General features: G+C 46.4%; 10 protein-coding genes. 2 read left to right on the forward strand and 8 right to left on the reverse strand.

Features of this window, described 5'->3' with window-relative positions:
* Nucleotides 1-102: 102 nt before the first annotated feature.
* The 5 genes from DQX04_RS10905 to DQX04_RS10925 are packed head-to-tail and all read right to left on the reverse strand — an operon-like array spanning nucleotide 103 to nucleotide 4,867.
* Entirely contained in the window at nucleotides 103-849 is a 747-nt protein-coding gene (locus DQX04_RS10905) for a sulfite exporter TauE/SafE family protein (RefSeq protein WP_207801106.1), read from the reverse strand.
* Nucleotides 839-1,645, reverse strand: a complete 807-nt coding sequence (locus tag DQX04_RS10910) for an SDR family oxidoreductase (RefSeq protein WP_111915955.1) — start codon at nucleotides 1,643-1,645, stop codon at nucleotides 839-841. The genes DQX04_RS10905 and DQX04_RS10910 overlap by 11 nt, the downstream gene beginning before the upstream one ends.
* A gap of 36 nt (nucleotides 1,646-1,681) precedes the next feature.
* On the reverse strand, nucleotides 1,682-2,611 hold the full coding sequence (locus DQX04_RS10915; protein WP_111915956.1) for an SDR family oxidoreductase: 930 nt from the start codon (nucleotides 2,609-2,611) through the stop codon (nucleotides 1,682-1,684).
* A 5-nt stretch (nucleotides 2,612-2,616) separates the two neighbouring features.
* Complete coding sequence (locus DQX04_RS10920; protein WP_111915957.1) at nucleotides 2,617-3,534, reverse strand: bile acid:sodium symporter family protein; 918 nt, start codon at nucleotides 3,532-3,534, stop codon at nucleotides 2,617-2,619.
* Nucleotides 3,527-4,867 (reverse strand): NAD(P)/FAD-dependent oxidoreductase, encoded by a 1,341-nt coding sequence (locus tag DQX04_RS10925; RefSeq protein WP_111915958.1) that lies wholly within the window; start codon nucleotides 4,865-4,867, stop codon nucleotides 3,527-3,529. Before DQX04_RS10925 ends, DQX04_RS10920 begins: the two co-directional genes overlap by 8 nt.
* 141 nt (nucleotides 4,868-5,008) lie before the next feature.
* Here DQX04_RS10925 and DQX04_RS10930 point away from each other — a divergent pair, with 141 nt between their 5' ends.
* Nucleotides 5,009-5,965 (forward strand): AraC family transcriptional regulator, encoded by a 957-nt coding sequence (locus DQX04_RS10930; RefSeq protein WP_111915959.1) that lies wholly within the window; start codon nucleotides 5,009-5,011, stop codon nucleotides 5,963-5,965.
* A 210-nt stretch (nucleotides 5,966-6,175) separates the two neighbouring features.
* Here the strand turns inward: DQX04_RS10930 and DQX04_RS10935 are convergent, their stop codons facing one another.
* From DQX04_RS10935 to DQX04_RS10945, 3 genes are read right to left on the reverse strand one after another with little or no spacing between them, the layout of a single operon-like run.
* Nucleotides 6,176-7,360: a homoserine O-acetyltransferase gene (locus DQX04_RS10935; protein WP_111915960.1), complete on the reverse strand. Its 1,185-nt coding sequence runs from the start codon at nucleotides 7,358-7,360 to the stop codon at nucleotides 6,176-6,178.
* A 2-nt stretch (nucleotides 7,361-7,362) separates the two neighbouring features.
* Nucleotides 7,363-9,033: a long-chain fatty acid--CoA ligase gene (locus DQX04_RS10940; RefSeq protein ID WP_111915961.1), complete on the reverse strand. Its 1,671-nt coding sequence runs from the start codon at nucleotides 9,031-9,033 to the stop codon at nucleotides 7,363-7,365.
* An 18-nt stretch (nucleotides 9,034-9,051) separates the two neighbouring features.
* Nucleotides 9,052-10,347, reverse strand: coding sequence for a GntP family permease (locus DQX04_RS10945; protein WP_111915962.1), 1,296 nt, complete (start codon nucleotides 10,345-10,347; stop codon nucleotides 9,052-9,054).
* Nucleotides 10,348-10,535: 188 nt separating this feature from the next.
* Here DQX04_RS10945 and DQX04_RS10950 point away from each other — a divergent pair, with 188 nt between their 5' ends.
* Entirely contained in the window at nucleotides 10,536-12,830 is a 2,295-nt protein-coding gene (locus tag DQX04_RS10950; protein ID WP_111915963.1) for a TonB-dependent receptor, read from the forward strand.
* Nucleotides 12,831-12,888: the final 58 nt, after the last annotated feature.

Below are 12,888 nucleotides of genomic sequence, written 5' to 3' on the forward strand. Positions count from 1 at the left end.
TTGTGTAGTAAGGGTATAGTTTGGTTTCGTCGTTGCGTTATAGAAAGTAAGTCGCCCCATAAAAGGGGCGATAAAAATAAGCAGATAGTGAAAGGAAGCTAATTAGAGAGTGCTGAGCAACATGCTAAGCCCGGAGACGATGAGCAAAAGGTAGATAACTTTTCGAAAACCGGTGTCGGAAACCTTGTCGTGCAAATAGCTACCAGCCCAAACCGCAAGCGCTAGCACCGGAATATACGCGAGAATAACGGGCAAAACTGGCTGCACTTTTTGTTGTGCAAGCATAATGATGGTGTAACTCACATTTAAACCGAACCACACACTCACCAAGGTTGCGCGAAATTGAGCTTTGGGTATGCCCTTTGTATTCAATGCATACACGAGTAAAGGTCCGCCAGAAGCAAAAAGTCCGTGCGTTATTCCTGCAAAAAACGTCCAGATTGGCTGCCACCAAGAAGGTTTAGGCTTCACCGCAATGCCGCGATATATTTTATAAAGCTCGCGTCCTGCGAACCATAGAATCAATATGGCGAACATCGCTTTTAATGCGTCGGCTTGTAGGTAATTCACCAATACAATGCCTACCACCATACCTATGCCCATTGCGGGTAGTATTGTTTTAAGTAGCAGAGCGAAGTGTATGTCGCGGTAATGTTTAATTATAAGCGTACTGGTCATCACCACACTAAGCGGAACCAAGATTGTAAGCAGCTGCGGAATAGGGAATAGGGTACTTCCGAGCGCAAGCGCAATAACAATACTGCCAAATCCGGTCATCGACTCTGACGTAAAAGCTACCCAAATAAATAAACCTAACAGCACCCAGGTCCATTGAATATCAATCGCCACGAATAATGTCCTCGTTAAATTTCTTCCAAGTAATTCGGCGGTACAAAGCAGGCAGTAAATGCCAAATATAGTAACCCAACCTTGCTGTGAATTGGTGCCCCCAAACTCTGGGTTTACGCTTTAAGCTACTCACTACAATATGCTTAGCCATGTCGTCTGCGGACCCTACGCTTCCCACAGTAGAACGTTGAGTTTGCGCGTGCAGGCCGTCGGTACCCAATGCGTGCTTGGCAATTCCGGTGTCCAAGAAGCTGGGGAAGCATAAAGTAACGTCGATGCCTTTGCGTTTTAGTTCTGGCCGCCAAGTTTCAAAGTGCTGATTCACCGCCGCTTTCGATGCGCAGTATGCAGCACGCCCAGGTAGGGGCAACCAGCCAGCCATACTACCAATGACCGTAACAACGCCTTGTCCGTCTTGCAGCGCAGGAAGTAATCCGCGGGTTAACTGCACCGCCGCACGCCAGTTCAGCGCCATAACACGGTCAAAAACTTCCTGATCAGTGTAGTTTGCCGAGCTACGATGGGTAATGCCTGCATTGTTGATCAGTAAATGAATCGGCTCTTGCGTTAAACTTAAACCTGACAAAAAGCTTTGAATGTCCTCGTCGTCAGTTAAGTCTAAGTCGTAGGTTTCGGTGCGACCTTGGCCTATAGCCTCAAGCTCACTTTTGGCAGACTTAAGCTTTTCTCCGTCGATGTCTAATAACATCAAATGCCAGTTCTGCTTGGCGAGTTGCTTTGCCATGGCTAATCCAAGCCCTTGTGCACCGCCTGTGATCACCGCTGTTTTATTCATATCGGGAACCTTTAAAAAAGACTACACGCCAAAGCGTTATGATTTCTGATGTTTGAGGAAGTATTTAAACACTTCCACGCTAGACTTCTCGGGTTGGTAACCAAATTCGCTTTTTAGGCGTGCATTGTCCAAAACCGGTCGAAACTGTAGAAACAACAAATGGTTAGGTCCAGCTTGAGATAACCCCAAACTATGCGTTACCCATAGCACCGAGCGTACCAATCCTGCAGGTAGCTGCCTTAATGGCTTGCGCATAATTCCCGCGAGTTCCTTGACCGTCACCGCACCGTCGCCTGCTACGTTATAAATTCCTGTAATGCTTTCGCTCACTCCACGAGTCAGAATTTCTATGAGATCTTTGTCCCAAATAAAGACAAATGGCGAGTCGTAACCGCGTATCGCCAATACCGACTTACGCGCGAACAACTGAGTAATCATGTTTTTAGTCGTGTCGCCCAAAACTGTGCCGGGACGCAAAATAAGCTGTTGTAGCGTAGGGTGACCTTCGCGATATTGCGCAAGCATTTCTTCCACAATACGTTTGTGGCGACTATATGAAAAAGCGTCATTACCTCGAAGCGTGTCGGTTTCTTTCAACCAAGCGGGGTTGTCGGCATGATACCCGTATGCTGCGCCGCTGCTAGTAACCGTAAGGTGCTTCACCCCTGCAAATAAACAGCCTTCAACCACATTGCGCGTGCCATTGACGTCGATGTCGTATTCCAACTCTTCGTTTGCTCCGGGGCTAACAATAGACGCCAAATGCACAACATGCGTGGTTCCAAATTCACGTAGCCGCTCTCCAAGGTTAGGGTCGCGAATATCCATTTTTTCGATGTCGAAACCCATTTCACTTGCGGGTTTACTTACAATGTCCAAACCCAACACGTTAACACCGAGATGAATTAATTTTTTCGCTAACTGCGAGCCTATATATCCGGCAGCTCCAGTGATCACTACGCGCATTACTTTTAGTCCTTGTTCGTTATTGCAGTGGCTTCAGGTGGTCGACGCGACCAGAATGTTGAAAGGCTAATACCACTCACTAAGTGCCAAATTCCCCAAAATGCAGCAATTAAAATTGCAGCGCCTTGATTCGCCATAAAGGTAAATAAAATAACTAAGCCTAAGCCTGAGTTTTGAATACCCACCTCTAGCGTTACCGCACGCACATCAGCTTCGGGCTGGCGAGTTAGCTTGGCCATGCCATACCCCAACGACAAAGCCAAAGCATTGTGAAGAAGCACATAACCTGCGAAGGCAGCATAATGTTCAAGGAATAAAGAGAAGTTGGTTTTGAATGCAATAGCGACAAAGACCAAGAAAATACCTAACGCTGTCCAACGAAAAGGAGTTTCAATTCTAGGAAGAAGATTAGGAAATCGGTTACCTACCGTCATGCCAAGTAGTAATGGAATACCGAGCACAAGAACCACCAATACCACAACCTGTATTGGATCTAGAGCAATGCTGTCAACAATGTTTGCGGTAGGCTCGTAGGCATTGGCATAAAACAGAAAGTTGAGCGGAGTAAGCAATAATGACGCGGCACTAGAAACGGCAGTCATCGACACCGAAGTAGCTACATTGCCTCGAGCAAGAAAGGTCATTACGTTTGAAAAACTTCCGCCCGGACACGCCGAAACCAGCATCATACCCAAAGCCAATCCCGGCTCGGGTTGCAGCCAAACGATTAAACCAAAGGTAGCAGCTGGCAATATGAAGAATTGCGTTATAAGCCCAGTTACTGGGGCTTTCGGCGACTTTAAAATAGCTTTGAAGTCGCTTACTTTTAGCCCTAGTGACACGCCGAACATCATTAAAGCCATGGTGATGTTCAAAATAACTAAACTGCTTGGATTAAATTCAATAGTGACCTGATCAAGCATTTGTATTGCTGTCCTTGAGATTCAAATGATTCTCCAGTTTAGCAATATGGTCACTTAAAAGACCCAAATAAGTTTCCTTGTGCACGTAATACGACATGCGGTCTAGTTTTAAATACTTCATACCACCGCTTAAGTCAGTGTTGTTTTCCTCAATACGATGCTCTATTGCAGACGGAACGCCTAAGCCCTGCTGAGCTTTCAGGTAGAGAGCAACCATTTTTGCTTGGTCGGCGCGGCCCTGCCAGCCTAATCCAGTGGCTTCGACCATGCCTAACATGCAAACATTTGGTTCGTTTGGATTAAACACATTAAGGTACAAATGCGGTGCTGAGGTTTGCCAATTTAAGTATTTTTGATCGATGAATGGAAACTTCAGCTTATAACCCGTAGCAAATACGATTTTGTCGAACTCGGCTTCTTTCCCGTCGTGAAACTTCACTAGTTTATCTTGCGTGTCGGTAATCGAGCCCATGGGTGAAATATCGCCATGACCTAGATGATGCAAAATCAAAGAGTTCATAACCGGGTGAGACTCATACAAGCGATAGTCAGGCTCTGGCAAACCGTATTGGCTTGGCTTACCCACCAGCGCCCTTACAATTAAGCTGTCTACCCAGCGTTTAAGCTTTCCAGGTAACTTGAGTTTACCCCCAAGCGTGTCAATTGCCTTACCGAGTACAAACTTAGGCAAAAAGTAGTACCCGCGGCGCACACTCAAACCCACTGACTTCGCGTGATGAACGGCATCTACTGCAATGTCACAGCCGCTATTGCCACAACCCACGATAAGTACGCGTTGGTCTTTAAAGCTTTCTGCCTTTTTATAGTCGCCAGAGTGAATAACTTCACCCGTAAAATTACCTGGAACTTTCGGCATATTCGGGTAGTGCAATGTTCCCGTGGCAATAAGTACGCCCTGAGCATCAAATACCTGAGTATCACCAGTTTGCGTGTTCTCCCAGGTTATCTTCCAATAGTCGCTCTCAACTTTCTCGATTCCAAGAACTTTAGCGTTGTATTGGTATTGCTCGTCTAGGTTAAAATGCTTTGCGTAAGCCTTAAAATAAGCGCCAACATCCCTATGGCTAGGGTAGGTGGCAACCGAATCCGGCATTGGAAACTCTTTCAGCTCGGTCATAGTTTTCGAACTAATCAAATGAGCACTTTCGTACATGGTGCTATGTGGGTTTTCTATATCCCATAACCCACCGGCACCAGAGTGAAGCTCAAACCCTTGAAAAGGCACGCCGTAACGCGCTAGCTCTCGCGCCATAACAAGCCCCATTGGGCCTGCACCAATTACCGCATAAGGTCTTGTTTGGCTCTCGCTCATCGCTACTTCCTTTTCAGTTGTTCAAATATCAAGTAATAGACCGCTCATCTTAATTCAAAAATTCATCAACACACGGTTAAACCGTGCAATTATCGTTAATTCGTGTCACATTATGGCACGAATTATCTAAATCAAATCATTATGGCTGAAGTTTCATATTCATATCAGCGCACGGTTTTACTTGCAGCGCACCAATCAAAAGTTATTCAAAGCAATAACTTAGCTTGGCGTGAGCAGTTCGAAAGGCAAAATAGTCGAGTCAGCCTAACCGAGCAAGATGAGCTTTGGGCGAAAATAGAACGCTCTCCTTATGCTCATCAATTTTTACCCACACTGACCGAAGTTATTGACCCGCTGAAGTTGGACGTCCTCGGGTATGCAGCAGCAAGTTGCTCCACTTTGGGCGAAGCCATTAGTTTGTTTCAGCGCTACTACGCTTTAATTGGTGACGGGGGCGACCTATTCGTTATGCATACGGGTTCGCTACTCGCGCTTGAGTACGTACCGCGTTATCAAGTAACACGCCAACTTAGAATTGAAGCTGTACTGGTATGTATTATGGAGCTTTCCAAGCAGCTCACGGGGGACCGTGTTAGCGACATGGTGGTTGGCTTACCGAATAAACCGAGTGCGTCATTTACCACGTTAATGAAAAAGTATACGAAGCAGCCTTTAGTGCAATGCACAACGCCTTGCATTCGTTTTCCAAAGCAATCCCTAACCTTGCCCGTGGTAACAGCGAATAAGCGCCTACTCCCTATGTTAACCAACGACTTAGAGCAACAACATAGAGCTTTGCAGGGCGTTTCTTTGGAGCAAAAATTGAGTAATTGGTTGGTTGAAGAACCAGAGCTTTCGCGCGTGCAAGTTGCTACTCGCTTGCGTTGTTCAGAACGCTCCCTGATTCGTAACTTAAAACAAGAGGGTGCGTCTTTTAAACAAATACGCAACTTAGCGCGCCAGCAAGTTGCTCGGAAACTAATACAAACTGCGCTTCCTTTGGACGAAATTGCCCACAAACTTGGTTATTCCGACGCCAGTGCATTCATTAAAGCTTACAAAAGATGGTTTGGTGAAACACCACGGAAAAGAGGATAATAATGGAAGTTCCAAAGCCACACATCCTTGTGCGCTTTGGTATTGAAAGTGTTCTCGTTATGTATTGCCCTCTCAATACAGCAGCAAACTACTGGAACAGCCCTGTTCGTTCCCTTTAATTCAACACGATAACCAAGAACAGTATGATTATAATCATGTGAATTTAGGGTTTCAACACTTCAACTTGTTACAATTTGTTAACTTTGTCATTTATTGTAAAAATTCTTCAAGCAATTCGGCTTTCTGCGAGATGGTAATAACCCCGTCTAAGTGGCCCCATGGCCCAACTATTTCCTCATATTGGGTATTATTTCCTTGCTCCTGCAGAATGTTATAAACCCGCTGTGCTAGATAAGGTTGCAATAACAAGTCGTTCTGAGCCGGTAAAAACAGTGTCTTCGCCTGAATCTTAGCTAAGCCTTCTTCCAAGCTCTCTCCATGACCCGCCATAAACAACTGGTTTGCACGTACTAAATACAAAATATGGTTCGCATCTGCGTAGGTCGCTCTTTGTGTTGCCATTGCTCGTAAGGTATTTACCGCCTGAAAGTTCGCCGAAATATCTTGCAGGGGCGCAGGCTCAGAAGCCGAGCTTTGAGCGTGAATCTGATTGAATATTTGTGGATGCTGAGCCTGCAAAGTAATTTGCATTAATGCTTGAACCACACCTTCTGTAGGTTTTTCACCACCGTAATAGTCGCCACCATTCCAGTTCGGGTCGAGCATAATAGGATTTGCCCATTGCTGTAGCGCTGCGATGGTCCATGGATCGCTCTCTCCCATGCCAATGACCGAAGCCATACGTTCTACTTTTTCAGGATAAGCAATCGACCACTCTAACGCTTGTAAAGAGCCCATAGACGCACCCACAACCGCGTGTAACTTCTCAATACCTAAACTTTCAAGCAGTAAGTTCTGTACTTCAACAAAGTCACGAATCGTAACCACGGGAAAGTCTAAGCCATAAGGCTCATTAGTTTCTGGATTAATACTAGAAGGACCTGTGGTGATGACATTCGGGTCGTAAGGCGATTGGTTTACTAGCGTATCTGAACTAATTACATAATATTTATCGGTGTCGATAGCTTTACCTGGGCCAATGATGGCGTCCCAATAACCTGGCGCAGCGTCACTCTCTGCGTAACGACCAGCTGCATGGCTTGTGCCCGAGAAAAAATGGGTGATTAAAATAACATTGTCTTTCGCTTCGTTAAGTTCGCCATACGCTTCCCAACCCACACGTACTTCAGGAATAACCTCTCCACCTAGAGTTGTGAAGTTTTCAGTCACGAATTCTTGCTTTTCAACAATTGGGTACGCTTGGCTCTCCGCTCCACACGCGCCTAGCACCAATACCGCAAGGCTGAATGCCGCAGTTTGAATAAAATGTTTCATGGTTAATCCTTACCTTTTATAAGAAAGTCTACATATTGGTCGCGAAGGTCTTTTTTTACCACTTTACCGGTTCCGGTACGCGGTAATTCGTTAAGCACCACCATGGCGTCGGGCATCCACCACTTCGCGATTTTACCCGTAAGATGCTCGACCATGTCTTTGCTCGAAAGCTCATGCCCTTGATTGAGCACAACAAGCAACAGCGGGCGCTCGTCCCATTTTTCGTGCTTCACACCAATAACACAGCATTCGTTCACGGCTGGGTGCTGACTTGCAATGCTCTCTATTTCCAGTGAACTAATCCATTCACCACCACTTTTTATGACGTCTTTGGTGCGGTCCACCACTTTCATGTGACCTTCATCGTCGATCACGGAAATGTCGCCCGTAGCCAACCAACCATTTGGAAAGCTACTTAAATCATCATTTTTGAAGTATTGGGAGCAAATCCAAGGACCACGTACACGTAATTCTCCCGAGTGCTCTCCGTCGTGCGGCAATGGTTTATCTTCACTGTCGAAGATTTCCATTTCGATACCAAAACAAGCTTTTCCGGCTGTGGTTTGACGTTGCCAACGCGCTTCATTGCTCATCTTTTCCAAACTTGGAGAAGGCGGCAGCGAAGTTACTAAAGGTCCTGTTTCGGTCATACCCCAGATAGGTTGCCAATATATGTTGTAGTGCTGGTCATAAGTTTTCACTAAGCCCATTGGGGAGGCCGCCCCACCGACACACACACGCTCGAGGGGCAGCTTATGAACACCTTCAGCTTGCAGGTAATTATGTAGCGTTAACCAAATGGTAGGAACGCCCAAGCCAACGTTAACTTGTTCGCTCTCTATTAATTCCCACATGCTGGCACCGTCCATACCGTGGCCGGGAAACACTAATTTCGAGCCCGACAACGGCGCAGCATAAGGCGCACCCCACGCGCTTACGTGGTACATCGCTACCATAGGTAAGAGTACTGTTTCTTCACGCAAGTCGAGTAGTGCCGGTGACGCCGCAGCTTGCGCATGAAGTACCGTAGCTCGATGAGAGTATAAAACGCCTTTCGGGTTTCCCGTTGTTCCGGAGGTGTAGCACAGAGAAGCTGCCTCATTTTCATTGAAACGAGGCCATTCATAATGTTCTGGTTCGTCTTTTAACAAGGTTTCGTAGCAGTACACCGGACTTAAAGAGGTTTCCGGCATTTCATCTTCGTTACATAAAACAATGTAACCTCTCACCGTGCTGAAGTTGTCTGAACTTTGCTCTAATTGCTCAATAAAGCCAGGATCAACGAACATATACTGGTCTTCAGCATGGTTCACCACATATTCAATTTGTTCACTGAATAAACGTGGATTCACCGTGTGTAAAACAGCTCCAACACCTGCGATACCGTAGTACAGCTCCATGTGACGGTGGGTGTTCCATGCCATAGACGCAATGAACATCCCAGGCTTTACACCAAGCTTATTCAGTGCGTGACCTAGCTTGTGTACGCGTTTCCAGGTTTCCCGGTAAGTTGTGCGATGAATGCTGTTGTCGTGTAGCCGAGACACAATTTCCTGATGTGGAAATCGCTGGTTGGCATAAGCCAATAAGTCGATAACCATCATAGGCGTGGGCATCATGTTACCCGGCTGCACAATATTACCTTGGTCAGATTGTGTAGAAACATACTGCATGGCTACTACATTCCTGTCTTAGAAAAAGTTAAACAATGCGATAGCTATCGCTAAACCAATCACCGGCACAACAACCGTTACTGCACCTACAGCCCAATAAGCGTCACTGTGTTTCTCGTTACAGATAGCGCGAATCGTGGTCACTACATATCCGTTATGCGGGAGCGAATCTAAAGCACCTGAAGATATTGAAACGACACGGTGAAGTTGCTCAGGGCTTACACCTTGATCAAGGTAGTGCGGTCCAACTTCCGGCAACGCAATAGCTTGACCACCCGAGGCTGACCCGGTTAAACCAGCAATAACGCTTACCGCAATTGCCGCACCTACTAATTCATTTCCAGGAATAGACGTCATTGCCGCTACTGCAGTTTCGAACGCCGGAGTTACCCGAGCAACACTACCAAAGCCCACCACAGCGGCTGTATTACCGATTGCAATTAAGGCTCCTGTGGTCGCTTGACCTAGTGCCTCTTGCATGTCTTTAAAGAATTTCCAATTGATAGCCATGAGCGCCAGCACACCACCAGAAAGAGCAACGATAAGCGCCATTTTCCCTAAGCTATCGTGGTAGAAGAATGACAGCGCCAGTACCACAACTAAGGGCAGGAAACCGGTTATTGGATGAGGTAAAGATCTTTCGTCTAGTGTAGGGTCGCCCACGCGTGACTCGAAAGACTCGCCTTTGTTCACGGCATGGCTAATCATTTTCGTAAGCCACCAATAGCCCAATACAAACATGATCACGGCTACCACCAAAGAAACTTCCCAAGCGGCATAAGGCGAAGTGCCCAGGTATTCAATTGGAATCCAATTTTGAATTTCTGGTGAGCCTGCAGAGGTCATGGTAAAGGTTACCGAGCCGAAGGCTAGTGCGGCAGGAATAAAGCGTCGTGGTAAATTAGCGTCTTTAAACAAACTCAGTGCCATTGGGTACACCGAGAACGCCACCACGAAAACACTCACGCCGCCGTAAGTAAGAATTGCACATGCAAGAACAACGGCTAACACCGCTTGTTTCTTACCCAGACGGGTAATAATCCACTCAGCTACGCTGTCTGCCGCTCCGGTGTCTTCCATAAATTTACCGAAGATAGAGCCAAGCAAGAACATAAAGAACCAAGACGCAACAAACCCGGAAAAGCCGGTCATGTAGCTTTCTACAAAGTTCATGTCGCCTACGAAAATAGGCAGCTGAGCAGTTATCGCAACAAATAGCGCGCAAATAGGCGCACTAATAAATAAGTTCCAACCGCGAAGTGTCAGTATGATAAGGAGGACTAGCCCACCTACTAAACCAAACATACTTAACATGAAAACCTCTCTTTTTTATTTTGTGGCGCGAAATTGAATTACATTGCGCCCTATTTTTTGTACTGTGCTGTGGTCAGTATTCTGATTCAGGTTGAATAACATACCCATAGTACTATGGTACAGGTCACAAATTATTCGAATTCGGCTAAGGTTTCTCCGCACAATAAAAAAATCAGGGGAACTCTCCAATGAAAACAACAGCATTTAAACGTTCACTTTGTGCTATTGCAGTTACTGCAGCTATGACAGGCATGGCTTCAACCGCAATTGCACAAGAAAGTGAAACAGAAGAAGCGCAAGAAGAACGACGCTTAGAACGCATTGAGGTTACGGCACGCCGTACCGTAGAAAGCATTCAAGAAGTTCCTGTTGCGGTAACATCGGTAAGCGAAGCAGACTTACTCGAGCGTGGCGTAAGCACTATTCTTGAAGTGGCGCAGTTCTCACCAAACACTACGTTGCAGCAAAGCCGTGGTACTAACTCTACGGTTACAGCTTTTATTCGTGGCGTAGGTCAAGAAGATCCACTTTGGGGTTATGAACCAGGTGTAGGTATTTACATTGACGACGTTTATCTAGCTCGCCCTCAAGGTGCAGTGCTTGATATTTTGAACGTTGAGCGCGTAGAGGTTCTTCGTGGTCCGCAAGGCACGCTTTATGGCAAAAACACCATCGGTGGTGCTGTGAAGTATGTAACGAAGCGTATGACTGGCGAGCCGCAATTCTCTATTCGCGGAACAGTGGGAAGCTACAACCAACAAGACTTGCTATTCACAGGTGAGCTTCCACTGATTGAAAACACGCTTTACTTTGGTTTTGGTTACGCAAACTTAACGCGTGACGGTTATGGTGAGTTCTTAACCAGTGACCTTCCAAACCAAGACTTGGAAAACTACAACAAGGACTTGCAGGCTATGCGTGCCACTTTAGAGTGGTATCCAGCCAATGACGTTTTTGTACGTTTCCAATACGACCATACTGACGACCAGTCAAACTCAAAAGGTGGTTATCGCTTGCTACCGAGCTTGCTGACTAACGCGCCAGTACCGGACAGCATTTACGACTCGTATACCAGTTTGCCAACAACTACTGAAGTTGAAACTGAGGGTATGAGTTTAACCGTCGAGTGGGAAGTAAGCCCTACAACTACGCTTCGTTCAATTACGTCTCAGCGTGAAAACTACTCGCCAGTAAATATCGACTTCGACAACACGTCGTTGCGTATTTTTGATGTTCCCGCTATATACGATGACGAATGGTTTACCCAAGAGTTCCAGTTAAACTACAGAACCGACAACCTAAGCTTGGTGTCTGGCTTGTACTACTATGACTCTGAGTCTTGCGGTACATTCGACGCAATCTTAGAAATTCTAGGACAAACTGCTTTTGGTACTCCAGGTCTTACCCGTGAAGTGTCAGGCTGCTCAAACAGCACAAGTACAGCGTTATACACGCAAGGTACATACTACTTGAGCGACCAGTGGTCATTTACAGCTGGTTTGCGATACACCCAGGACGAAAAAGACGCATTGGTTCGTAACGGACTAATCTTCGACACGGTTTATCCTGAGTCTGGTTGGGTTCCAGGTTATGTTCGTGACCCTGCAACAGGTACGCCGGTTGTGCTTGATGACAGCGAAACATGGAACAAAATCACGCCTCGTTTAGGTGTTGAATATCGTCATAGTAATGACACCATGTTCTACGCAAGCTTCGGCCAAGGCTTTAAGTCGGGAACATTTAACCCGCGTGCAGCAACTGCAGAGCCAGCGGCTGACCCAGAAGACGTTTATTCATACGAAATTGGTGTGAAGAGCGACGTAACCAACAGCCTGCGTATAAACGCAACTGCATTTATGCTTGACCATAAAGATCGTCAATACGTAACTGTGTTGCCTGACCCAGCTGATGCCTCTGTATTGAACCAACGTTTAGGTAACGTGGGTGAGTCAGAAGCGACTGGTTTAGAAGTCGAGATGACTTGGTTAGCTACAAATAACCTAACTATCTTCGGTAACCTAGGTCTTATAGACACAAGCTTCAGCAATGTTATTAGCTACGACGCGCAAGGTAATCAAATCGACATTACCGATCAGTTCGTGATTACCAATACCCCTGAAACCACAGCAAACGTTGGCTTCAGCTACGACATGCGTGCGTTCGGTGGTGACTTAGTCTTCAACGGTAACTACAGCTACCGCAGCGACTATGGCTTAACCGAGCTTGGTAACGTGTTAACCCAAGACGCTTACGGTTTGGTTAACCTTGGTGTGAATTGGTACAGCGCAGACGGCAAATGGAGTGTGGGCGTGCATGGTAAGAACCTTACAGACGAGGAGTTCCTCGTAGGTAACTACGCGTTCTTATCCCCAGACCCAGCTAACCCTGGAGAGTATCTTCCTGGGTTAGGTGGCGATACTACCTTGATCGGATACTATGGCGAACCTCGCACTGTATCTTTGACAGTTGGCTATCGTTTCTAAGAAGTAGAAAGGCCGTTCTCTGGTGAACTAATTGCCACCGTGCCTTCTCGGCCGGTGG

The sequence above is a fragment of the Aliidiomarina sp. B3213 genome, assembly GCF_003290085.1.
GTDB lineage: Bacteria > Pseudomonadota > Gammaproteobacteria > Enterobacterales > Alteromonadaceae > Aliidiomarina.

Coding starts and splice junctions, on each gene's coding strand:
- DQX04_RS10910 (WP_111915955.1), bottom strand. CDS start 1,645: ATGAATAAAACAGCGGTGATCACAGGCGGTGCACAAGGGCTTGGATTA.
- DQX04_RS10915 (WP_111915956.1), bottom strand. CDS start 2,611: ATGCGCGTAGTGATCACTGGAGCTGCCGGATATATAGGCTCGCAGTTA.
- DQX04_RS10920 (WP_111915957.1), bottom strand. CDS start 3,534: ATGCTTGATCAGGTCACTATTGAATTTAATCCAAGCAGTTTAGTTATT.
- DQX04_RS10925 (WP_111915958.1), bottom strand. CDS start 4,867: ATGAGCGAGAGCCAAACAAGACCTTATGCGGTAATTGGTGCAGGCCCA.
- DQX04_RS10930 (WP_111915959.1), top strand. CDS start 5,009: ATGGCTGAAGTTTCATATTCATATCAGCGCACGGTTTTACTTGCAGCG.
- DQX04_RS10935 (WP_111915960.1), bottom strand. CDS start 7,360: ATGAAACATTTTATTCAAACTGCGGCATTCAGCCTTGCGGTATTGGTG.
- DQX04_RS10940 (WP_111915961.1), bottom strand. CDS start 9,033: ATGCAGTATGTTTCTACACAATCTGACCAAGGTAATATTGTGCAGCCG.
- DQX04_RS10945 (WP_111915962.1), bottom strand. CDS start 10,347: ATGTTAAGTATGTTTGGTTTAGTAGGTGGGCTAGTCCTCCTTATCATA.
- DQX04_RS10950 (WP_111915963.1), top strand. CDS start 10,536: ATGAAAACAACAGCATTTAAACGTTCACTTTGTGCTATTGCAGTTACT.